This is a genomic window from Streptomyces sp. AP-93 (genome assembly GCF_022808175.1).
Lineage (GTDB): Bacteria > Actinomycetota > Actinomycetes > Streptomycetales > Streptomycetaceae > Streptomyces.
Genome location: NZ_JALGBX010000001.1, coordinates 331067 through 350721, shown reverse-complemented (window position 1 = coordinate 350721; position 19655 = coordinate 331067). Strand labels below are relative to the sequence as shown.

Here is a 19655-nt window from a genome sequence, read left to right as displayed (position 1 = left end):
ACTTGCACCGAAGAATCCATCCCCAAGTCCAGGCGGGCAGCGCCGTTCAGTCGGCCCCTCACCCGGAAGCAGATGCACCACCAGCGCATGGTCGAGTGGAGGAAGCCGGACGGAAGCTCCACGGTGGGCATGCTGATGTCTCGGCCGGCGTTCGACGACGAGTTCGCGCGCTGGCTGGTCGTCCCGGTCGGCTTCGGATCGGTGATCTGCCACCCCATCCTGTGGCCGGCGGTCGCGGAGGGCGAGTTCTGGGGCGTCCCCGCGGGAACGGTCAGCAGCGACGACGCGCGCACCCTGGCGCAGTACTTCCGGCGGTATCTCGCGGAGGAGTGCGGGGAGGTGCAGCGGGCGCGGAGGTGACCCGGGCCGGCCGTGCAGGTTCCAAAAGGTACTTTGAGAAGTTTTCGGCATCATCTTCTCGATCCGGGCGTAGGTCGGGTCCAAGATCCGGACAACCCCCCCTGAGCGAACGGCAGTTCAGTAAGGTATGGCTCAGTCCCGTGAAGCCTGATTCACGGGATCGACGAAATAGGACAAATTCAATCCATGGAAATCATCGACGCTGAGCTACTTCCGGTCACCTTCCGTGATCGGGTAAGCGAATCCGGCGAACTGGTCATTCCGTCACACAACCCGGCGAACTACGAACTCAGCCCCGAAACGGTCAAGGCGCTGGCCGACTCCATCCCTCCGGAGACAATGCGCTCCTACCGGAGATGGTGGGAACAGTGCGGCGAATGGTGCGCACAGAACAACCGCGACTTCCTTCCGATGACCTCCCAGACCCTCACCGAATGGACACGGGTCCTCACCGAGACCCCGTCACCCAAGACGGGCGCCTCGCTCAGCGGCTCGTACATCGGGATCGCCATCGCAGCCGTGCGCACCCTGCACACCTGGAAGGGCCACGACAAGCCCGACGACACCCAGGCCCGGATGCTCCTCAAGGCGCACAAGAAGCGGCTCTCCGACGCCGGCCGCAGGGTGAAGAAGTCCGCGGTGGTCGACCTCGACGGATTCACCGCCATGGTCCAGCAGTGCGACACCAGCACCCTGACGGGCCTCCGGGACCGCCTCATCGTCATCTGGTCGATCTGGGCCTTCACCCGCCGATCCGAATTCGCCGCACGCAACATCCCCGACGCGACGGTCATGAAGGAGGGCCTGGTCCTCTACTTCTCCAGCTCCAAGACCGACCAGGCCGGCGACGGCGTGGACGTCAAGATGCCCCGGCGCGACGACATCCTCGACCCCGTCACCGCCTGGACCGAATACCGCACAGCCCTCGCCGAACGCGGCCTCACGACCGGCCGCATCCTGCGCCGCGTCGACCGCTGGGGCAACATCGGCGGCGACCTCAAAGCCGAGTCCGTCAACGACATCATCCAGAAAATCGCCGCCGCGGCCGGCGTCGACTACGACGAGAACGGACTCAAGCTCACCGCTCACGGCCTGCGCGCCTCGGGCGCCACCATCGCCGACGAGCATGGAGCCACGGGCGCCTACCTGCGCCGTCAGGGACGCTGGTCGCCGACATCCAACGTCGCCGAGGGCTACATCCGCCACAAGGACGAGTGGAAGAACAACGCCGTGGCCAACGTTCCCACCATCCCCGCGCCGCGCACCAGCGACACCGCTTGATGAGAACCCGTGCCGTCTCTCCGGCGCCCTCCCTGCGGGGGCGTGCGGGGTGTCCGTGCGGTTCAGCCTCCGGGGCTACCCGGATATCGCGCAGACCGAAAGGGACGCCTGTGCCCGACACCACCACCATCCACATCCCCGGCAACGGCCGCCAGGAACTTGACCGTGCGTCCGTGCAGATCATCGCCGACGACTTCGAACCGGAGCCGATAACGAAGACCTACGGCGTGCTCGTCAACGGTCGGCTCTACCCGCCGCGGCAGATCGTCTTCCTCGCGATGGGCCTCGACCGTAGCGCCAGCAACCCCAACTCGCAGGAGTGCATGGAAGCCCTGAACCGACTCGGCTACCAGACCTTCGAGACGTCCGCGTACACAGAGTCTGGCCGCATCCTCGTCCCTGAATGGCGCGAGCGCGGTCCGAACCACTGACCGTCCAGCGCCCCGACTGCGGGCCAGCCTGGACGTCAAGCTCTCCGCCTGATCCTGCACACCGATCCCCTGAGGAGAACCATGACCGAGCGCATCGTGGCCAAGTTCCAGATATCCGACCTCGTGGGCCATGGGCTCCTCGTCCGCCTACCCGAAAACGAGGGGGTCGGCGACGGAGAGGTGGCCGAGCTACTCCGCAGAACCCAGGTCCGGCCGCACGGCAAGGACGGTTTCGCCTTCAAGTTCAAGGACGTCCCATTCCCGCTCGCCAACCGCCTGCGGCTGCTGCTGCTCGACATGGGCGACGACATCCAGGCGAGGCGCTACTCCGTGACGAAAGTGACCGCGGGCCACGTGAACCGGTGTGCGCAGAAGCAGGTTTTGAAGGCCCTCCGCGATTCCAACGCGAACGCCGGCCGCACCTTGGACCATGAGATCGACGCCTTCGACCGCGTTGTGATCGGCTGTTAGTGAGCCCCTGAACCACAGGCCCCCGTTCTTCGGAGCGGGGGCTTCTTTTTTGTTGCCGAGAAAAATGCAGGAGCCCCCTCAGGCGCCTACTCCCAAGGGGGCTCAACCGCTCCGGCCGCTGGGGGGAGAGGCCGTGCTCTCATCGTAGCTGGCGATTTTTGTGTGACATTAAATAAATCTCTCCGCAGGAAGATGCTTGACACCGGGGTACTGCCCTGATTGTCCGTTTCGAGCGCGCGGGCGCCTGCCTGCTCTCTCCAGCCCGTAAGCACGGGAAGGTAGCCCATAAGCGAGGGCAAGCGCGCGGGCATCCCATCAGCACGGCTCTGGCACGACCGTGGTTCTATCCGCAGTGTCTTAGTACCTACTGGCAGGCCATGGACTTGTTGCACCCCGCCGTTTTCTCGATTTTGCATCTCCTCTGGCATCCCATAAGCGTGCGCGTGCTCTGGCGTGTGCTCGGCTGCTGTGTTCGTAGTACTGCTCTCATGGCCGGTAGTAGACAGGGAGCCAATTGCACCCCGAAAAAAAGGAACCTTTCTGATATTGGCGGGGATGTTGTCGGTGCGGTGTGGGAGTATCCGCCGCATGCCGAGCATCGTTGACATGGTGCTGACGTCCGACGCGTGTGGAGGCAGCCGATGAAGCACACATTCGCTCTGGTCGATCCGTGGCCTGACTACGGCCGGGAGGACGGTCACCTGCCCGAGGGGTTCGCGTCGTTGGCGGTGAGCCCGCCGGCAGGGTGCACGTACGACGCGGAGGTCTGGGGTCGTTACCCGGGCCTGCGATGCGAGATCGAGGCGCCGACCCGGTTCGAGGCCGTGGCCCTGGTCGTGGGTGATGTGTACCGCGAGCACGGTGTGTTCCTGCACGACCTGGGCGTCGAGAAGCTGTACGAGTGGAACGGTGATGATCCCGGCGATCCTGCGGAGTCGGGAGAGCTGGGCAACACCTGGGGCCGGGACATCGCCGCGCAGTTGCTGCTCATGGGCATCGACCGCGTGTTGAAGCTGGGGTACAGCGAAGATGATGTGGAGCGGTTCGTGCGGACGGCTCTGGGCCGCGGGGAGTCATCTTGAGCTCGGTGACGGTGATCGAGGCTCGGTACGGCGGGACGTACGAGGGGGGTCGCTGGGTGGCCTTCCCGGTTCCGCCTGACCGTGTTCCTGACGCGGCGTTCGGGGACGACAACACGTGCCAGGAGTTCTACATCAAGCCCCCCTTCCCGGTCGGCGCGGGCGACAGCCCGGAGGCGGCCAGGGCGGACCTGGAGGCGAAGCGGGCCGCGTTCGACGACGAGAGCGACCTTGAGGCCCTGCGCCGGGTCCTGGCCCTCACGCCCGAGCGCCGGGCCATCCTGGAGAAGATGTTGACGAACGAGGTGCCCGCGCCGCGTACGTTCGGCTTCGGCGAGTGGCGGGACTTCCAGCAGGAGGAGTGGACCGCGCGCTGGGCCTAGAGCTGGTGCCGTAGGTAACCAGCAGCTAGCAGTTCCTCGCCGCGGCTGAGCAGACTTCCTGTATGAGAACTTCTCGGCCCCTCGCGCGGGACAAGAACAGGAACCCGGCCGGCACGCCGCAGCAGCGGGCGGTCCTGGTGCGCGAGTACACGGAGCGGGAGTCGGAAGCTGTTAAGGCCCCCGCGATTTCCGGCCCCGTGGGGGTCGTCGAGCCCGACGTCGTCGAGGTGCGCGGTGGTCTGCGGGGTGAGCAGACGAGGGCCTTCGAGCGGCTTCACGACCCGGCGGAGCCGGGGACTCGGTGGCGCATGGGCAGGCTGTGGTGGACGCCGAGCGGCGTGCAGACGGTGGTGGTGAAGGCGCACCGGCTGGAGCTGGTGCACAACGGGTCGCGGCCAGCGCGGTGCGCGCGGATCAGCGTGTACCCGCTGGACGCGTTCCTGGGGCCGCGGAGGGCCCAGCACCGGCGTCTTGAGGTCTGGGTGTCCTCTCCGAAGCTGTCGGCGCTCCTGGAGCCGTACAGGGCCTGGACGCCGGTCAGGGTGTCGGTGCGGGGGCGTGGCGCCTGGGACGTGGTGGTGGTGCCGAAGCGCGACGTGGGTCTGTGGCTGGCGGCGCACGTGCTGGAGCAGCAGGAGGCAGCCTCGGAGCGGCCCGCCTGAGTGGAGGCAGTTACTGCGCCCCCTGCGCTTTCCGTTGTTCTTACACTCTCAACGCATCTGCGTAGCTTGCGCAGATGAAGGTGTCGGGTGCGCCGGCCGCGCTGCGGCCCGTGACGAGCCCTCGGTGACGGTGTTGTTTGTGTCGCCGTAACTGCGGACGGTTCAGTTTCCCCGGATGCCCCGCATCTACCTGCCACCCTTCCGCGCAGGGGAGTTACTCGGACGGAAAGTTCACCGGTTCGGCTGCTGCCGCGGGGGCGTCGGGCAGGTCAGGCTGAGCCGTGAGCACTCAAACAGTCCAGGAAGTCTTCCAGCCCAGTAAGTACAACTGCCTGCTCGTGGCGTTCAGGCCGGTGGAGTACCTGGAGACGTGGTACGACGGGTTCGGCAAGACGCAGCCGGCCATGGTCACCGAGTTCTCGCCGCTGGAGCGGTTGGTGGGCGAGGACTCGAAGGCGCGGCAGAAGGACATGTCGTACAAGGAGCGGGCCATGGAGAAGCTCCTGGGGCCTGCGCTGACGGGTGAGTCCGTGGCGGTGGAAGAGCCGAGGGCCCGACTGGTGACGGTGAAGCAGCTCTACCTGGTGGAGGCTCTGCGGGGTGTCCAGGAGCGGGAGGGGATCAGTGCCGGCTGGGTCATTAAGATCCAGACCCCGTGGGTGCTGATGCCACCGGATGTCCGGAACTACGAGCGGGTCTTCGTGCACTGCAAAGCGCTGGGCTGGGTTTAGAGCGCTTACTTGTGCTGTGCTCGTACTGCGTGACCCTTTCGGCATTACCGATCGTTCCCCCAAAGTGTGCGGCCGGAAGCGACCGAAGGGAGCGGGGACGCACTTAGCGACCGAAGGGAGCGGGGATGTCCTTGTCGACCGTAGGGAGATCAGAAGCTAAGAGCCAAAAGCTTTGAGCTTGTAGAGTCCCTTCGGTCCTCAAAGGCATCCCCGCTCCCTACGGTCGCTAAGGCCATCCCCGCTCCCTACGGTCGCTTCCGGCTGGCCAGCCTTGGCGGATGAACTTCAAGGTGTCCGGGTGCTTGGACCTGAGCTTGAGCACGGACCTTTAGCTTCGCTATTAGAGGGGCGTTTGCCCGCACCGCCCCTGACCTGCGGAAATGCCGTTTCGTGTGTCTCACACGGGAGACACTGTGTCTCACACATGAGACACATTCGGGCTTTTCCTTATGTCGCGCTTATCCATATGATCACCCATTTGACCTGTTGCGCGACTGGCTCAGATGAATAGGGTTGTCTCAGAGCAGGAACGCCGCCATTCATGGCCGGATAGCCCTCCGCAGCAGCAGAACGGATGCCTCGGAGGGCATTTCCATGGGTTTCAAGCATGAGAAGCAGCGGAGTTACGACCGCACCGTCACGCGGAAGAGGACCGGCGAGGTTCTCGACGAGCAGCGCGTGACCGAGAAGGAAACGTCGAAGTACGCCATCGACTACCGCGGCGCTCCGTACGGAACCGTCAGCGACGCGGCCCTTGAACTGATGGACATCCTCGACTTCGGCAAGAACGAGTACAGGTTCATCCACCACCTCATCCGCCACCGATCCCGCACCGACCACGGCCGTGTCAACACCGGCTCGGCGGCCGACCTCGCATCCGAGATGGGCATGAGCCGGCCGTCCTTCTACCGGGCGCGGGGGAAGGTTCTGGCCAGCGGCCTCGCTTACGAGGAGAACGGGGGCTGGCAGTTGAATCCCCGCTGGCTCTTCAACGCCGGGGGTGAAGCGCACTTCTACGCGCTGCGCCGCGTTCCCCGCCACGTGCCCGACCTGTTCCCCGCCACCTCGTACTGCAAGGACCGTCTCCCCGCCGGGAAGACCATCAGCGAGGACACCTGGCGTGCGCTCCGAATCGAGCGCGAAGCGAAGCGCAACGCGGCCTGACCTTCACCGGCTCCGGCCACCGAACCACATGGAGACCGCCATGCCCGGCAAGTTCACCTACGGCGAGACCGTCAATCCCGTCGCCCCCGAGCTCTGCTTCGACCTCAAGCCGCCGGCTTACAAGCTCCTGTTCTGGCTGTGCGCGAACCAGAACCGCTTCAAGAACGGCTGCGTCATCGGCGCCGTCCAGATGGACATGGCCGTGGGGACGGGGATGTCCCAGCCGACCGTCTCGCGGGCCTTCAAGGAGCTTCTGGACGCCGGCATCGTGCGCATCAAGATGAAGCGCCTGCTGCTGATCAACCCGGACTACATCATGTTCGGCCTGTCGCCGGACTGGGAGGACCCGTTCGAGGAAGAGCCGACCGCCGAGGTCATCGACCTCTTCTCCCGCGCGTCCTGAACATGCAGCGGCCCCCGCAGCTCGGAGGGACCCCGGGGGCCAGAACTCTTCCAGGTTAGCCACTGGGGCGTTTGCCGCAATAGCCGATAAACGGGTGAATCTGCTTCTGTGCCCCGGCGCACCTGACCAGCATCTGATCGAAGAACAGGACCGCTCACGATGGCATCCGATCTCCCGCCCCGGCCCCTGTCGTTCCCATTGGTGTACTGGCCGCGCGACCTGATCTCCTACACGCCCACCGAGCACAGCCGCGAGGCGTACGAGACCGTCGTAGCCTGGCACTCGGGGCTGCCGGAACGCCATCGACTCAAGGATGGTGTTCCCGTCGACCGCGAGGGCTGCGGCGGGGGTCTGCTGCTGTGCGGCCCCTACGGCACCCGCAAGACCACCCTGGCCGCGGCGGCGCTGGTGTCGAGTTACCTCCAGGGGCGGACGGTGATGTTCGTGCGCTTCGCCGAACTGGCCGACGCCAGGCAGCCCCGCCAGATCGCCGGCCCCGCGAGCTGCGCGGAGATCGAGCGCGCCCACCGGCTCGTTACCGAAGCGAGAGGTGCGGATCTCCTCCTCGTCGACAGCGTGGACGGTCGCAACCCATCGCGCTTCTCGGCTGATGTGTTCGACGACCTGCTCCGCGGCCGGTACCTCTCTGGGAAGCCGACGATCATCACCTCCGCCCTGCGTATGGACGAGTGGGCGGAGCGCTATGGCGAGAGCGGGGCGTCCTTCCTGTACGAGGCATGTGCCGACGTCGTGTTCATCGGTGGTCCCTCCTTGCGGGGGCGCTGATGGACCTGCATCCCGACGGGGCGCCCGAGGAAGATCCCGAGACGCTCTGGTGGTTGAACAGGGCCATGCTCTCCGGTGTCGGCCCCCCGCCCGGCCCCCGCGTGACCATCGTGGGGGAAGAGTGAGCCGCGGACCTCGAACTCACGTCCGCGCAACTGGGTCTTAGGCCAGGTCCGAGGCCGCGCGGATGAACCTGACGGCGGTCCCTTGCGGATCGCGCCGAGGGCCCCACAATGGACATATGACCCCGAATACCCCTTATATGGAGAACCCGTTGGCCCCCCGCGCGGGGCACCTCTACGTCGTTCGCTGGATGACCGAGAGTGGGGCGCAGGTCAAACACCGCTACTTCACCCGCCCCTTCGACGCCGTGGCCTCCTACGAACGCCTGCTCGGCTTCGACAAGGAGGCCGGCGTGTGGAGCGCCGAGACCGAGTGGTCCCCGTACCTCCCCGCCTGACTCCGCAGAACCGATTCCCCGTCGAAAGGCACCGCCATGTCCAACAACCTCGACGCCGACGCGCGCCTCAAGATCGCCGATCTCATCGAGACCCACATCATGCAGACCGCCGCGCTCGCCGAGACCCAGGCCAAGGAGATCGCCGCGCTCGACGCGGACGAAAGGCACGCCCACACCGAGCTGCTGGCCCTCTTCCGCACACACGGGCAGTTCACCTACGCCGAGCTGCTGGCCCGCTTCCTCGCGGGGGCCGATGAGTTGAGCGCCGCGACAGCGTGACCCGCCCGCCAGCGACGCCGCAGACGGCCCCCACACCAACACCCCCGAACCAGGAGAACGGCATGACCATGACCGAGATCGCGGCATCAGCGGCGGCAGTCGAAGACGACGGCTGCTCCCAGTGCCCCGAAGAGGAGTACTGCGCCGCCTGTCTGGAGGAGCACTGGGAGCGGACCGCGCTCTCGACGGAGCCCTTGGCTGGCGTCCCCGTGACGCGTCCACGCCAGATGATCCGCGAAGGATCGCTCGATCTCAAGGCCATCGACCGGAGGCTCCTCGAACTCCACGTACAAGCCGACGGGCTGGCCAGGGTCTCCGCGGTCGAGGAGAACGTCACCGCGGAGCACGCGACGGAGCTGGCGCTGAACCTGCGCAGGAGCCTGCGCGAGCTGGACGCCTTCGCCACGCGCCTCGAAGGGTACGCCCGGCAGTGACCCGCCCCCGCCGCAGAAGGCCCCCAGCGCCCCCCGAATCAGGAGAACCACACATGCTCCAGAACACCGACGTCGTCGCCTCGTACCCCGAGACGCACGGCTGGCATGCCCTGTTCGCGCCGGACGGGGGCGGCGACGACATCATCCTCCCCGTCCACGCGTGGGACGTCCGAGCCAATAGCAGGCGCACCGCGTTCGTGATGGACGAGAACCACGGTCCGACGGCCGTCAACCACCTGGAAGGACACACCTTTCGCCACTTCATCAGCGCGGAGGACATCGAAGCGCTGGAGGAGCTGCCCGAAGTGGTGCCGGCGGTCAATCCGGCCTTCGCCCGCTAGAAAAGGGCCAGGGTCTCAGCCACCGGAGCCACTGCCCGGTCCGCGTCTTCCGGGAGGGTCTCCTGCCATCCCACCGCGTCGCCGTAGGGAACGTGAGTCATGCTCCCTTCGCAGAGCACGAGGGCGCGGGCGTTGCGCTTGTGATCATGGAGGCTACCGTGCCCGCTCCTGCGGGTGGGCAGCAGTGACACCGGCTTCTCGCAGATCGGGCAGGCGGCTCGGGGCAGCTTCATGCGTCAAGGGTGCCGTACCAGCAGTGCCCGCACAGGGGGGATCTACGAAGGAGAACATGATGAACGAGAACGACATGCCGAAGATCTTCGTCCCCACCGACAGCAGGCACGCGCCGGCGAGGCTGACGATGCCCGCGGACTACGACGCGGAGACGCACAACTGGGTGGCGGACGCCCTGCCGAACGTGTTCACGTGGAACGCAGAGCGCGGGGCCGCCGAGTTCGACCGGCACGCGGTCAACGACGTGGTCGCGGTGCTGCACGCGGACTACGTGTCGGTGAAGGTCGTGCACGGGGTCAGCGAGGCCCATCCGGAGCGGTCCTCGACCCTGCGCCGCTGAGGCCACTGCCAACGAGAAAGGGGCCCCGTCGGGCCCCTCTTTCAGTTGTGTATGCAGTTGTGTGTTCAGTTGTTCGTTCGGTTGTGGAAGGTGCAGCCGTGGTCGTCGCCGGGGACGGCCGCGTACAGGGCGGCGCGGTGGTCGATCTCTTCGGGCTTGGGGTCGTGCGGGTAGTCGGGCGCGCTCTTGTGGATGTCCTGGTGTCGGTGTTCGAGTCGGTCGAGTTCGCGCTGTGCGGCGGCGGCGCCTTCGGGGCGGCCGTAGGTGTGGGTCATCGGTGCCCCAGACTGCGGTACGCCTCGTCCGCGAATTCGTCGTCCTCGCGGCGGGCGCCGTGGTGGGGCCGGCTGACGATGTTGCGCTCGGCGTAGTCGAAGGTGATGTCGGAGCCTCGGGTGATCATTCCGGGCGGTCCGGTGCAGCAGCCGGGGGCGAGGCCGTTGTCGTCGTCGTTGACTTCGCCGCCGAGGGGGCGGACGCAACTTTCGCCGGTGCTGCCGTAGTGCGGGAGGGTGTAGCCGGTGGGGGCGCCGGTTCCGACGCCGGAGCGGTCGGCACCGCGCGGTTCGAGGCCGTGGCCGAACTGGCGGGCGTTCAGGTGCCGGTCGGCGGAGAGCGCGATGCCGCGGCTCTCGGGGAGATCCGGGTCCGGCGATAGTGGGCTGATCTGCTCGGGGTCCACGCGGGACTCTTCTCGGTCGTCGGGGCTCTCGGGAAATAGCACCTGTGTCTGAGGCCGGGGGTGGGTCCGATGATCGAGCGGTCACGAGTGGAGTAGAGGGTTAGCGTCCAGCTTCATGATAAAGGGACAATTGGTGTGAATCTATTCCGCCGTATTCGGGAGTCCTCATGTACCAGGGCGACGAATGTGTAGCCCCCACCATCGATAACGTCCGTGCACAGCAGGCCGAGGTTCGTCGGATGCACCGCGAGGCGTACTACGACGGCAACGCGCACGCTCAGCTCGCGTGGCAGCTCTACTCCAGCCAGCGCGGGACGTGGAACACGCAGACGGAGGCCCACGACCGGGGTGCGTTCGTGCAGTCGGTGGCCCCCGAGGCGTTCGGCGGCCGGTCCCTGCCCCGGGGCAACGCCGTCTACTTGACCGACTCCCCGACCGTGGACGAGGCCCGGCAGAGGGCGGCGCTGGTGCGCGGGCCCGGCGCGGTGCGCGAGGACAACGCCGCGTACAGCGGGGTGCGAGAGACCTATGCCGACTACACCGCCAGCGCGAACACCACCTCGGGCGGCGGGTTCTGGGAGTCCAAGCTGGCCGGCGCGGCGCAACAGAGCCTGAGCCGGGAGGCCGCGCAGCGGATGCGGCGGGCCCTGCCGGACATCCTGTGAGCGAGCATCGGGCGTCGCGGCGGAAGAAGCTGCTGCGGGAATGGAAGGCCGCCTACTGGCTCAAGCAGAACCCGCCGGGCTCGCAGGAACAGAACGAGGCCGAGCAGTTCTACTACGACCCCCGCGAGGGGTTGCAGCTTCCGCCCGACCCGGCCGAGCGGGCGTGGATGAGCGACCAGGGCACGTCGACCCTGTCCGAGGTGCGGTCCCGGCGGGAGGCGGCCGAGAGGTCGGTCCCTGCTGGCCTGCGGGCGTCCGAGGAGCTGCCGCCGGTGTGGGACGACGTGGAGCAGGGTCGCACGCCGTTCCTGATGGGGCTGGCGCAGGCGGCGATGACAGGCACCAGGAACTGGCCGGCGCCGCCGGTTGAGCGCTACCCGAACGGGATGCCCAAGGACAACGGGACCGTGATCGCGCCGGACGGCCTACGTCCGGTGAAGCCGGGGCCGCCACCGGGCGTCGACCCGGAGAACGAGGTCACCATCGTGGCGGAGGAGGAGGCGTAGATGAGGGCACCGTGGCGGCGTAAGCCGGAGGCGTCGGCGGAGAGGCCGGACCCGGCCCTGGACGTGCCGGTCGTCGTCGACTTCGGGAACGACCAGCAGCGGCAGCGCTACGACGAGGCGGTGGCCGCCGATGAGCAGCGGATGGCCGAGGCCATGGCCAAGCCGGAGAGCGACTGGACCGAGTGGGACCGCGCGCACGCGCGGGACATCAAGATGCGGCAGCAGCGGATGGTGGAGGACGCGCGGGCGAAGCAGCCGCAGATGCTGGCGCCTGAGCCGGAGCAGGGCCCGGTGGAGTCGCGCGAGCAGAGGATGGTGCGGTACGGGCTGGGCACCCGATCGGCGCCTTCGCGACCGGCGCGGCCGTGGTGGTGATGGGGCCGGTGCGGCGGCCCCGTCGGGGTACTGCGACTGTCAGAGGGTCTCGGGGGTCTTGGTCTCGACGGCCATCCAGCTCCAGCTGCTGCGGTCGATGACGCGGGTGTCCTCGGACAGGATGTTCCAGCCGTCCTTCCACCGCCCCCCGGCGTGGTTGCGGGCCTGGCAGGAGCAGGTGCACAGGGGGCCCTCGGCGTTCCGGCACCGCCAAACGCACTTCTCGTGCGGGTTGTACTCGCGCCCGATCGACAGCTTCGGGTAGCGCCGCAGGAGTTCGAATGCGAGTACGAGGAAGTGGGTATCGGCCACGGTCCAGCACTTGTACTCCGATTCCCACCGGGGGCGGACCCGCTTGCCGAGCAGATCCCGGATCTTCTCTTCGTGGTCCGTGCTGGTCGTCTCCGGGAGCCAGTAGGCCATGCGCCGGCGGGCGAAGAGCGCGATGGACGGGTAGGCGTTGCCGTCCCAGCGGGGGAACCAGGGCGCCAGTGCCAGCGGGCTTCCGAACGAGCTGCGTACGGGGACGGGCAGGGAAGGAACTTCGCCTCGTTCGAGGGCCGCTATGAAGAGCCGTGTTCGGTCTGCGCTGGAGAGCGTCCCCGAAGCCGGGCACTTCTCATTTCCGGGGGTGTTGTGCGGGCCCATCTCGTGTCGGCCGGGGGTTTTCTGAGTCTTAGTTCCGCAGACGGAGCATATGTGGTGGTTGTCGGCAGGTATGTGCACGGGTTTCCTCTCGTTGGGTCCGGATAAGGCGGTGGCCCCGCTCCCGGTGTAGGGGGGCGGGGCCGTGCCGTGCGGGGCGCGGATCAGTCGGTGGCGAGGGTCTCCTTGATGTGCTTGTACAGGACCATCCCCGCGCCCTCCCAGGCGGTACGGCCAGCCTCCAGCTTGCCGTTCTGCGCGTTGATCAGGGTGCCGGCGAAGATGGTGTGCTCGGCCGTCACCGGGAGCACGAGGTCGCCGTTGCCGTCCTTGGGGGCGCGGTCGAAGCTGACGTCGTCCAGGGCGCGGACCGCGCCGGGGGTGGTGATGTCGTAGGTCTGGATCGTCTGGTGGACGGCGTAGGCGATGGCGTAGAGGACGCCCGCGGAGGTGAGGTAGGTGGCCTCGCGCAGCTCGGGGACGGGGACGTCCTCGTCGATGACGTCGGCGAAGCGGACGAGCTCACCGAGGGTGGTCCAGAAGTCCTTGAGTGTCTTGCGGGCCTTCTCGGCGTTGGCTTCGCCCTCGAAGCAGGCGTTGACGGCCTTGTCCATGGTGGCCGGGGAACGGTAGCCGTTGCCGACGAGGAGCAGGCCGGAGACGTAGCGGATGGTCTTGAAGCTGAACAGCTTCGCGGAGAGCTTGCCGGGGTTGTCCTTGCTGTACTCGACGCGGTCGACGAGGAGCGGGACGGTGGTGAAGAGATCGGAGAGCTCGTTGTTGATGGGCTGGCGGCGGTCCATGGACTGGCCGAGGGAGGCCGTGGGCGGCTTCACGTTGCGCTGGAGGTCGGCGAAGTCCTGGGCGCGGGACTTCGGGTCGTCCTCGATGACGATGATCAGGGGCTGCCCGGCGCTGCGGAGGTTCTGGATGAGGGGGTCGTCTTCGTCGCGGCTCTGGACGATCTTCTCGTAGGCGCCGATGCGGTGCTGGCCGTCGCCGATGTCGAAGCGGGCGCCGATGTCGATGCTGAGGACGCCGAACTGTGCGGCGTCGTTCTCGGTGGTCACGTTGGGGACCGTGGTGGGCTCGAAGCTCGCTTCCTTCGAGGTGAGGTAGACGACGGCGCAGCCGATGACGTACTTCGGCACGGTCTCCAGGTAGTTCACGATGCCCAGCATGTGCGGGGTGTCGCGGGCGCGGTTGCCGTGCTCCGAGGTCGTGGCCGGGTCCCACGCCTTCGGCTTGGTGACCATGGAGACGAGGTCGACCGCGGACATGGCGGTGGTCATCATCTGCCGGCCGCCCTGCGTGTAGCCGATGACGGGTATGTGGATCTTGGGCATGTCGGGTCCTCCCGGTGGGCACGCAGTCGCAGACCCCAGGTGGGGCCTGTCGGTTCGTCAGGTGCTGATGAAGAAGCTACTACGGCTCATAGTTGTATGACAACCCATCAACTCGCATTCTGAGACGCTAAGTTCTTGCGTAGCGGGTCTGGCGGCCTTGCGTAGCGCATGTCACTTTCCGGCGTAGGGGGTTTGGTTTCCTGCGTAGCGGAGGTGCTGGGGTGCGTAGGTATCACGCCGGCCGGACATGCCGAAGCCCCCGCCGCGGGGGCGGGGGCCTGAGAGCCGTCGGCGCCTCGCGCAGGGACTACGGCATGCGGCGGTCCGAGGTGTCCGTCCACCCGAATTCGGAGTACCTGAGTCCCTGCGCCACGTGCTCAAGGGCCTGGACCAGGTAGGGCGCGAGCGGCTCGGGACGGGTGCCCGGCGCCCGCCATTCCCATCCCTCGCACAGCTCGGGCTCGGTGTTGACCACGGTTCCGGTCCACTCGCGCGCGGCGAAGAAGAAGCCGGCCCGGTCGGTGCCGTAGGGGCTGCGGTGGTGGACTACGTGGACCATGTCCAGCGCCTCCGGTACGACGGTGACGCCGGTCTCCTCTTTCAGCTCCCGCGCCGCCCCTGCCCTCAGAGGCTCCCCGGGATCCAGACGCCCCGAGGGGAGCTGGAAGTAGCCTTGCCAGACGGGCTTTCCGCGGCGCCGGCCGAAGAGGACGGAGCCGTCGGCGCCGTACAGAAGGACGTGGACGTCGAGGTGATGCGGTACCCGGGCGGGAACGGGGGCAGATGTCATGCGGTGGTCTCCTTCGTCAGCAGTTCGACGCGGTCGAGTGCGGCCTGGGTGGATTCGATCAGCCCGGCATCACCCTCGGTGATCCGCAGTCGCAGCGCTTCCTGTAGGTGGGCGCGGGCCGTCGCGAGGTCGCCTTGTTCCATGAGGTGCTTGCCCAGGTGCTGGAGGGCGAAGTCGACGAGCTCCGGGTGCTGGCCTCGGGCGCCGTCCAGGGCCCTGCGATAGAACGCGTCCGCGGCCTGCGCCTCACCGGCGTAGCGGTACGCGTCGGCGAGGTTGAGTTCGGCGGCGATGACGGCCCGGGTGTTGCCGCTGGCGGCGGCCAGGTCGAGCGCCTGCCGCAGGAACACGCGTGCGTCGTCGTGGTGGCCCAGGGTCATCAGGCCGATGCCGGTCCACCGGGTCAGGTCCCGAGCCCGGTCGCCGTCCGTCCCTTCGGGAAGCGCCAGCAGCTCCTCGCGGATCTTCTCCACGGCGGCGGTCAACTGGTCCCGGTCGGTGGGGACCATGCGCAGGTCCCCGTCTTGCGCGATGAGGTGCTGGAGCACTCGTGCCTCCCTTGTTCGGTTCCCGTTCCGGTCGCCGGAGATGAATGATGCGCGATGGCCGGGGCGGGTATGGCAGTGCTCTTCTCGAATGGGTGACGCCGGGGTCGGTAGTGGCGTCGGGGACACATGATCTTGGAGTTGTCCTAGGGTGAGTCGAGGTTCCCGGCGGCGTTCTGCTGCCGGGACTTCGTGTTTCCTGGGCGGAGTTTGATCTTGCGGTACGTGCGCGGTGCAGGGCGTCGGGGACAGTCGGATGCGGTTCCTCGGATTGGTTGGAAAGCCCGTGCACGGCAGGCCGCGGTCCCGCTGTCGATCCAGCCGTACCGGATGCATTTCTTCGCGCGGATGCTGTCGTGGACCGGGTCAGCCGTGGCCCCGATCGGCTTGGCGTTCGCGGTCTTCCATATCGACGGAGGCCCCGGAGCCCTCGGCCTGGTACTCGCGGCGGGCATGATCCCCCAGATCCTTCTCCTGCTCATCGGCGGCGTTGTGGCCGACCGCTGGTCGCGGGCCCGGGTGATGGTGTGGGCCAACGTCGTCTGCTGCGTGGCCGAGAGCCTGGCTGCTCTGTTGTTGTGGAGCGGACATGCGCGCGTCTGGCACCTGGCCGCGATGTCCATGGTGTGCGGGGCGGCTTCGGCGTTCTTCACGCCTGCGGCCGGCGGAGTGGTGGTCGATGTGGTTCCCGCCGAGATGCGCCACACCGCGAACGCCTTGTTGAAGATCGGGCAGAACACGGTGAAGGTCGGCGGCCCTGCGCTCGGCGGCTTCCTGGTCGCGGTCGCCGGGCCTGCGTGGGTGATCGGCTGGGACGCGCTGACCTTCGCGGTGGCCGCCGTCCTCTGCGCGAGGATCGGCCTGACCTCCGGCCGGGTGAAGGTGAAGACCGGGTTCGTCGCCGACCTCCGCGACGGGTGGCGTGACTTCTGGTCGCGGCGCTGGCTGTGGGTCATGGTCATCCAGGGCTCCGTGATCGTTCCCGCGTGGCTGGTCGGCTATCAGGCGCTGGGCCCGGTGTACGGGGAGCGGTTCCTCGGCGGACCGGCCCTTTGGGGCGTGGTCGTTTCCGGGTTCACCGGCGGTCTGATCGCCGGAGCGGCCATGTCACTGATGTGGAAGCCGCGGCTCGTCGGTGTGGTGGTGTGCGCGGGCACCGGGGGGATGTCGCTGCCGCTGGCCGCGATGGCGGTGCGGGCCCCGCTGCCGGTTGTGGTGGTGGCTGCGGCGCTGGCCGGGGCCGGGCTGGCGGTGAGCATGACGTCGTGGGCGTCGGTGGTGCAGGCCCGGATCCCCGCCGACCGTCTCAGCCGGACGACCTCCTACTCGACGCTGGGTCAGTTGCTTCCAGTGCCGATCGGCTACGCGGCCGTCGGACCGCTGGTCGCGGTGCTCGGGCTGCGCGGAACGCTGGCGGCCGGGGCGTTGCTGATCGTGTGCGCCGCGGTGGTGCCGCTGGCGCTGGCTCAGGTTCGAAGCATCACCGCGCCGGTGCCGGAGGGCGCCGACGGATCGCTCGTGACTTCGGCGGCGCGGGCGCCGAGGTAGTAGGCGCGGCAGGTTTCCACGGCGCCGACAAAGTCGCGGAACGCCCGGTCGCGGGCCGCGGCATCTCGGGTTTCCTGGTCGGCGTCGGTCGGAAGGCCCCAGTGGGACAGAAGGTGCGTGGTGATGCGCCCGGCGTCCAGATGTGCGGGGGTGTGTCGAGGATTGTTGGCCTGCGCGGCGTCGTTGACGCGGAACGCGTGCGCCACTCTCTGCTCGGTGTCCAAGTCGGTGTCCAGCAGGGGAAGAGCCTCGGCGTGGGTTGCGGGCCACACGGTCCATGCGCCGTCGAGGCGGGCGGACCGGACCATGATGCGGCGTAGCCCCTCGCCTGGGTCGAGGAGTCGCTCCTCGTCGGACGTGAACCAGTGGGCGCGCTGCGCTGGTGAAAGGTCGGTGGTGCTGGTCCCGGCCTCGCGGGCAGCAGTGAGAGCGGCCTCTTCCGGCAGTCCGCTGTGCTCGCGGCCGATGTTCGCAAGCACCCGCTGGCGCCAGCGGGCCGGGAACCTGGGGTCGTAGAGCTGCTGATGTTGGAGGAGCGCGAGGAGCGGGATGCCGGTGCGGTCGGGCTGGAAGGCCGCGGTCCAGTAGCGGACGAAGCTGGTCTGCCACCGTTCTCCCCGCCAAGGCGCGGTCCGGGCCGGCGCCGGAAGGCCGCGGAGCAGTATGGCCAGTGCTTCCTCCGCGTCCGCGCGCTTGAGGTCGTAGGGGTGTGTCTGGCGCCAGGAGTTCACGGCGTCGAAGGCGCACGTCAGGCTGGCTTCCTCGGCGGCGTAGCCGAGGGCCTTCCAGGTTCGGCGGGTGTAGGGCAGGGAGCGGGCGAGTTCCAGCAGGGCCTGGGCGTCGGTCCTGCCGAGTCGGCCGGCTGTCGTCGCGCGGTCGATGGCGGTGCGCATGTTCACCAGGGCCTCGGTGATTTTGTGGCCCTCGGGGGTGTGGAGAACGGCTACTTCGTCATCGGCTTCCAGGGCGCCGGATGCATAGCTCTCGTAAACGCGTCCGACGCCGAGCATGCCGTACGGGGCGAGTTCTGCCGCGCGCAGTGCGCCCATGCTCGCGGCGCCGACGACCCGCACGCCGGTCGCCATGACTGCGAGAAGTTCTTTATGGCGGATAGGGGCGGTCTGGTGCCAGAGGCCGTCGATGATCAGGGCGATGTCGGTGCGGGCGAGGCCGAGCCGGAGAAGGTCCCCGTGGCTGACCGGCGGGTGACATACGGCATCGGGAAGGAGGTGGTGGACGTCGTCGGCGGGAATGGTGGGGCCGGTGAATACGTGCACGGTCACGGCTGCTCCTGACGGCCGGGGCGGGGGATGGTGTGGCGGGAGTCGTAGCGCAGGTGCGGGGCGAGCACTTTGACCACGGCGAACTCCTCGCGGGCGTGGATGCCGGAAGTGAGGTCGATGGCGATGGGAGGGATGCCGGTCGCCACGGTGATGACTGTCGTGAGGTGGGCCGCTTCGGCGCCGTGGGAGTCGAAGGTGAGCCGGTAGGCGTCGGTGATCCGGGGCCACGCGGTGCACGGGGTCTCGGAGGCTTTGGGGCCCTGGTGGACGCCGGGCCGGTAGGCGACGGGTGCAACGTCTTCGCGGGTTCCGGCAATGAGGGTGAGGCGGGACTGGGCGGCCTCGGTGATCGCCCTGGAGAGCGCCACGCGGGGGTCCAGGTGGGCGCCGGAGCCAGACACGATGACGGCGGGCTGGTCCTCGCGCCACAGGTAGCAGGCCATGACCGGCACTCCGAAGCGGGTGGGTAGATGCCACAACTCGAACCAGGCGCCTGCCGCGATGAGGCGCCCGATGAGGTGGGAGCACTGCGGGTCGTCCACGCTCCACGGGTCGATGAGCTGCGCGTGGGCGTGAGGGTGGCCGTCGGCCAGGGCGCTGATGGTGTCCCGTTCGATCACTTCGCCCAGCGCGTGGACGATGGCCTCTTCGGGGGTGTTGCCGGAGGCGAGGCCGTTGGTGGAGGAGCTGGGCAGGTGCATCCGCCAGTCGGCGTGCGCTTCGCGGCCGATCCTGACGGCGGCTGCCGGTACGGGGACGGGGCTTCCGTCCGTGAGGGAGCGGCCGGTGATCCAGTCCAGGCGTGTCTGGTGGGTGAGGAGGCTGCCGGGGTGGGCTTCGAGTGTGGTCACCGGGTAGGGCAGACGCATGCTTTCGGACGGCTTCTGGTGGGCGGTGACCGGCGGAAGGGCGCGTTCGGCGTGCCATGCCTCGATGGCCTCCATCGCGCCGGAGACCCGGGCCGCATCGAAGTTGGCTCCCTTGCCCTGGGCGACGGAGAGAGTGCGCGCCAGAGGGCGGACGGCCATGGTGACGGGGATGCCGATGTCGTCCAGGCCGGTGACGTCCGCGATGCGGGTGATGCCGTAGCGGGCAAGAAGGGGACGGACGCGGGTCCATGTGTCCGCGGGGTGGCGGGTGCGGTGCGTGCCGTCGAAGTACGTCTTGCGCATGATTCGCCTCCTGCTGGGACGACGGCGCCCGGCCGCCGGAGACCCCCAGGGAAGGGAGCTTCCAGCGACCGGGCGCGCTCAGGCCGTGGCCTGGGTCAGACGGTGGGCTGCTGGTAGGTGTGGGTGTCGGGGAAGGCGGAGTCGGGCACGGCCGGGTCGCCGCCGGAGTTCTGCGGCAGGTTGCCCTCGGAGTGCAGTTCGGCCACGAACTCGGCCGGGTCCACCGCCTTGGTGGTGGCTTCGATCTTGGACATCGTTC

General features: G+C 68.0%; 30 protein-coding genes. 20 read left to right on the top strand and 10 right to left on the bottom strand.

The window, feature by feature from the left end; genetic code table 11:
- The first annotated feature begins 87 nt into the window (after window positions 1-87).
- From MTF69_RS01720 to MTF69_RS01650, 15 genes are all read left to right on the top strand, one after another.
- Window positions 88-360: a hypothetical protein gene (locus MTF69_RS01720; protein ID WP_243329934.1), complete on the top strand. Its 273-nt coding sequence runs from the start codon at window positions 88-90 to the stop codon at window positions 358-360.
- Window positions 361-546: 186 nt separating this feature from the next.
- Window positions 547-1641, top strand: a complete 1095-nt coding sequence (locus MTF69_RS01715; protein WP_243329932.1) for a hypothetical protein — start codon at window positions 547-549, stop codon at window positions 1639-1641.
- Between the two features lie 110 nt (window positions 1642-1751).
- Window positions 1752-2072 (top strand): hypothetical protein, encoded by a 321-nt coding sequence (locus MTF69_RS01710; RefSeq protein WP_243329924.1) that lies wholly within the window; start codon window positions 1752-1754, stop codon window positions 2070-2072.
- Window positions 2073-2153: 81 nt separating this feature from the next.
- Window positions 2154-2543 (top strand): hypothetical protein, encoded by a 390-nt coding sequence (locus MTF69_RS01705; RefSeq protein WP_243329922.1) that lies wholly within the window; start codon window positions 2154-2156, stop codon window positions 2541-2543.
- A gap of 641 nt (window positions 2544-3184) precedes the next feature.
- A complete protein-coding gene (locus MTF69_RS01700; protein WP_243329920.1) occupies window positions 3185-3625 on the top strand; it encodes a hypothetical protein in 441 nt (146 codons plus the stop codon).
- Window positions 3622-4005 (top strand): hypothetical protein, encoded by a 384-nt coding sequence (locus tag MTF69_RS01695; protein ID WP_243329918.1) that lies wholly within the window; start codon window positions 3622-3624, stop codon window positions 4003-4005. Before MTF69_RS01700 ends, MTF69_RS01695 begins: the two co-directional genes overlap by 4 nt.
- A 62-nt stretch (window positions 4006-4067) precedes the next feature.
- Window positions 4068-4667, top strand: coding sequence for a hypothetical protein (locus tag MTF69_RS01690; RefSeq protein ID WP_243329916.1), 600 nt, complete (start codon window positions 4068-4070; stop codon window positions 4665-4667).
- Window positions 4668-4948: 281 nt separating this feature from the next.
- On the top strand, window positions 4949-5398 hold the full coding sequence (locus tag MTF69_RS01685; protein WP_243329914.1) for a hypothetical protein: 450 nt from the start codon (window positions 4949-4951) through the stop codon (window positions 5396-5398).
- Window positions 5399-5992: 594 nt separating this feature from the next.
- Window positions 5993-6562 (top strand): hypothetical protein, encoded by a 570-nt coding sequence (locus MTF69_RS01680; RefSeq protein ID WP_243329911.1) that lies wholly within the window; start codon window positions 5993-5995, stop codon window positions 6560-6562.
- Between the two features lie 40 nt (window positions 6563-6602).
- The gene (locus tag MTF69_RS01675) at window positions 6603-6965 is read left to right on the top strand and encodes a replication/maintenance protein RepL (RefSeq protein WP_243329909.1); all 363 of its coding nucleotides are present in this window, start codon (window positions 6603-6605) and stop codon (window positions 6963-6965) included.
- 159 nt (window positions 6966-7124) lie between these two features.
- Complete coding sequence (locus MTF69_RS01670; protein ID WP_243329907.1) at window positions 7125-7751, top strand: ATP-binding protein; 627 nt, start codon at window positions 7125-7127, stop codon at window positions 7749-7751.
- 313 nt (window positions 7752-8064) lie between these two features.
- Window positions 8065-8211 carry a hypothetical protein gene (locus MTF69_RS01665; RefSeq protein ID WP_243329905.1) on the top strand — a complete coding sequence of 49 codons (147 nt, stop codon included), beginning with the start codon at window positions 8065-8067 and terminating at the stop codon, window positions 8209-8211.
- A 36-nt stretch (window positions 8212-8247) separates the two neighbouring features.
- Entirely contained in the window at window positions 8248-8490 is a 243-nt protein-coding gene (locus MTF69_RS01660; RefSeq protein WP_243329902.1) for a hypothetical protein, read from the top strand.
- A gap of 62 nt (window positions 8491-8552) precedes the next feature.
- Entirely contained in the window at window positions 8553-8924 is a 372-nt protein-coding gene (locus tag MTF69_RS01655) for a hypothetical protein (RefSeq protein WP_243329900.1), read from the top strand.
- Window positions 8925-8977: 53 nt separating this feature from the next.
- A complete protein-coding gene (locus tag MTF69_RS01650; RefSeq protein ID WP_243329898.1) occupies window positions 8978-9265 on the top strand; it encodes a hypothetical protein in 288 nt (95 codons plus the stop codon).
- Here MTF69_RS01650 and MTF69_RS01645 read toward each other — a convergent pair.
- Complete coding sequence (locus MTF69_RS01645) at window positions 9262-9498, bottom strand: hypothetical protein (RefSeq protein ID WP_243329894.1); 237 nt, start codon at window positions 9496-9498, stop codon at window positions 9262-9264. The genes MTF69_RS01650 and MTF69_RS01645 overlap by 4 nt on opposite strands.
- Before the next feature lie 59 nt (window positions 9499-9557).
- On the opposite strand from MTF69_RS01645, the gene MTF69_RS01640 reads away from it, so the two are divergent.
- Complete coding sequence (locus MTF69_RS01640; RefSeq protein ID WP_243329893.1) at window positions 9558-9839, top strand: hypothetical protein; 282 nt, start codon at window positions 9558-9560, stop codon at window positions 9837-9839.
- A 65-nt stretch (window positions 9840-9904) separates the two neighbouring features.
- Here the strand turns inward: MTF69_RS01640 and MTF69_RS01635 are convergent, their stop codons facing one another.
- Window positions 9905-10114 carry a hypothetical protein gene (locus MTF69_RS01635; RefSeq protein WP_243329892.1) on the bottom strand — a complete coding sequence of 70 codons (210 nt, stop codon included), beginning with the start codon at window positions 10112-10114 and terminating at the stop codon, window positions 9905-9907.
- Window positions 10111-10521 (bottom strand): hypothetical protein, encoded by a 411-nt coding sequence (locus MTF69_RS01630; RefSeq protein WP_243329891.1) that lies wholly within the window; start codon window positions 10519-10521, stop codon window positions 10111-10113. The genes MTF69_RS01635 and MTF69_RS01630 overlap by 4 nt, the downstream gene beginning before the upstream one ends.
- Window positions 10522-10760: 239 nt before the next feature.
- On the opposite strand from MTF69_RS01630, the gene MTF69_RS01625 reads away from it, so the two are divergent.
- Genes MTF69_RS01625 through MTF69_RS01615 form a run of 3 tightly spaced genes read left to right on the top strand, consistent with a single transcriptional unit; the run spans window position 10761 to window position 12067 of the window.
- Window positions 10761-11186, top strand: coding sequence for a hypothetical protein (locus MTF69_RS01625; RefSeq protein WP_243329890.1), 426 nt, complete (start codon window positions 10761-10763; stop codon window positions 11184-11186).
- Complete coding sequence (locus MTF69_RS01620; RefSeq protein WP_243329889.1) at window positions 11183-11692, top strand: hypothetical protein; 510 nt, start codon at window positions 11183-11185, stop codon at window positions 11690-11692. The genes MTF69_RS01625 and MTF69_RS01620 overlap by 4 nt, the downstream gene beginning before the upstream one ends.
- Window positions 11693-12067, top strand: a complete 375-nt coding sequence (locus MTF69_RS01615; RefSeq protein WP_243329880.1) for a hypothetical protein — start codon at window positions 11693-11695, stop codon at window positions 12065-12067.
- A gap of 39 nt (window positions 12068-12106) precedes the next feature.
- Here MTF69_RS01615 and MTF69_RS01610 read toward each other — a convergent pair whose 3' ends face one another.
- From MTF69_RS01610 to MTF69_RS01595, 4 genes are all read right to left on the bottom strand, one after another.
- Window positions 12107-12715, bottom strand: coding sequence for a hypothetical protein (locus MTF69_RS01610; protein ID WP_243329879.1), 609 nt, complete (start codon window positions 12713-12715; stop codon window positions 12107-12109).
- 161 nt (window positions 12716-12876) lie between these two features.
- A complete protein-coding gene (locus tag MTF69_RS01605) occupies window positions 12877-14058 on the bottom strand; it encodes a DNA sulfur modification protein DndB (protein WP_243329877.1) in 1182 nt (393 codons plus the stop codon).
- 307 nt (window positions 14059-14365) lie between these two features.
- On the bottom strand, window positions 14366-14848 hold the full coding sequence (locus MTF69_RS01600) for an NUDIX domain-containing protein (RefSeq protein ID WP_243329875.1): 483 nt from the start codon (window positions 14846-14848) through the stop codon (window positions 14366-14368).
- Window positions 14845-15396 carry a tetratricopeptide repeat protein gene (locus MTF69_RS01595; protein ID WP_243329873.1) on the bottom strand — a complete coding sequence of 184 codons (552 nt, stop codon included), beginning with the start codon at window positions 15394-15396 and terminating at the stop codon, window positions 14845-14847. Before MTF69_RS01595 ends, MTF69_RS01600 begins: the two co-directional genes overlap by 4 nt.
- 222 nt (window positions 15397-15618) lie before the next feature.
- Here MTF69_RS01595 and MTF69_RS01590 point away from each other — a divergent pair, with 222 nt between their 5' ends.
- Complete coding sequence (locus tag MTF69_RS01590; protein WP_243330437.1) at window positions 15619-16941, top strand: MFS transporter; 1323 nt, start codon at window positions 15619-15621, stop codon at window positions 16939-16941.
- Here the strand turns inward: MTF69_RS01590 and MTF69_RS01585 are convergent.
- The 3 genes from MTF69_RS01585 to MTF69_RS01575 form a co-directional block, all read right to left on the bottom strand.
- Complete coding sequence (locus MTF69_RS01585; protein WP_243329871.1) at window positions 16860-18224, bottom strand: TfuA-like protein; 1365 nt, start codon at window positions 18222-18224, stop codon at window positions 16860-16862. The two genes, MTF69_RS01590 and MTF69_RS01585, sit on opposite strands and share 82 nt — an antisense overlap.
- Window positions 18221-19396, bottom strand: a complete 1176-nt coding sequence (locus tag MTF69_RS01580; RefSeq protein WP_243329870.1) for a YcaO-like family protein — start codon at window positions 19394-19396, stop codon at window positions 18221-18223. The genes MTF69_RS01585 and MTF69_RS01580 overlap by 4 nt, the downstream gene beginning before the upstream one ends.
- A gap of 95 nt (window positions 19397-19491) precedes the next feature.
- Window positions 19492-19650, bottom strand: a complete 159-nt coding sequence (locus tag MTF69_RS01575; protein WP_243329868.1) for a hypothetical protein — start codon at window positions 19648-19650, stop codon at window positions 19492-19494.
- Window positions 19651-19655 lie beyond the last annotated feature (5 nt).

Coding starts and splice junctions, on each gene's coding strand:
- MTF69_RS01720 (WP_243329934.1), top strand. CDS start 88: ATGGTCGAGTGGAGGAAGCCGGACGGAAGCTCCACGGTGGGCATGCTG.
- MTF69_RS01715 (WP_243329932.1), top strand. CDS start 547: ATGGAAATCATCGACGCTGAGCTACTTCCGGTCACCTTCCGTGATCGG.
- MTF69_RS01705 (WP_243329922.1), top strand. CDS start 2,154: ATGACCGAGCGCATCGTGGCCAAGTTCCAGATATCCGACCTCGTGGGC.
- MTF69_RS01700 (WP_243329920.1), top strand. CDS start 3,185: ATGAAGCACACATTCGCTCTGGTCGATCCGTGGCCTGACTACGGCCGG.
- MTF69_RS01690 (WP_243329916.1), top strand. CDS start 4,068: ATGAGAACTTCTCGGCCCCTCGCGCGGGACAAGAACAGGAACCCGGCC.
- MTF69_RS01680 (WP_243329911.1), top strand. CDS start 5,993: ATGGGTTTCAAGCATGAGAAGCAGCGGAGTTACGACCGCACCGTCACG.
- MTF69_RS01675 (WP_243329909.1), top strand. CDS start 6,603: ATGCCCGGCAAGTTCACCTACGGCGAGACCGTCAATCCCGTCGCCCCC.
- MTF69_RS01670 (WP_243329907.1), top strand. CDS start 7,125: ATGGCATCCGATCTCCCGCCCCGGCCCCTGTCGTTCCCATTGGTGTAC.
- MTF69_RS01665 (WP_243329905.1), top strand. CDS start 8,065: ATGACCGAGAGTGGGGCGCAGGTCAAACACCGCTACTTCACCCGCCCC.
- MTF69_RS01660 (WP_243329902.1), top strand. CDS start 8,248: ATGTCCAACAACCTCGACGCCGACGCGCGCCTCAAGATCGCCGATCTC.
- MTF69_RS01655 (WP_243329900.1), top strand. CDS start 8,553: ATGACCATGACCGAGATCGCGGCATCAGCGGCGGCAGTCGAAGACGAC.
- MTF69_RS01650 (WP_243329898.1), top strand. CDS start 8,978: ATGCTCCAGAACACCGACGTCGTCGCCTCGTACCCCGAGACGCACGGC.
- MTF69_RS01645 (WP_243329894.1), bottom strand. CDS start 9,498: ATGAAGCTGCCCCGAGCCGCCTGCCCGATCTGCGAGAAGCCGGTGTCA.
- MTF69_RS01640 (WP_243329893.1), top strand. CDS start 9,558: ATGAACGAGAACGACATGCCGAAGATCTTCGTCCCCACCGACAGCAGG.
- MTF69_RS01635 (WP_243329892.1), bottom strand. CDS start 10,114: ATGACCCACACCTACGGCCGCCCCGAAGGCGCCGCCGCCGCACAGCGC.
- MTF69_RS01625 (WP_243329890.1), top strand. CDS start 10,761: ATGCACCGCGAGGCGTACTACGACGGCAACGCGCACGCTCAGCTCGCG.
- MTF69_RS01615 (WP_243329880.1), top strand. CDS start 11,693: ATGAGGGCACCGTGGCGGCGTAAGCCGGAGGCGTCGGCGGAGAGGCCG.
- MTF69_RS01610 (WP_243329879.1), bottom strand. CDS start 12,715: ATGGGCCCGCACAACACCCCCGGAAATGAGAAGTGCCCGGCTTCGGGG.
- MTF69_RS01605 (WP_243329877.1), bottom strand. CDS start 14,058: ATGCCCAAGATCCACATACCCGTCATCGGCTACACGCAGGGCGGCCGG.
- MTF69_RS01600 (WP_243329875.1), bottom strand. CDS start 14,848: ATGACATCTGCCCCCGTTCCCGCCCGGGTACCGCATCACCTCGACGTC.
- MTF69_RS01580 (WP_243329870.1), bottom strand. CDS start 19,396: ATGCGCAAGACGTACTTCGACGGCACGCACCGCACCCGCCACCCCGCG.
- MTF69_RS01575 (WP_243329868.1), bottom strand. CDS start 19,650: ATGTCCAAGATCGAAGCCACCACCAAGGCGGTGGACCCGGCCGAGTTC.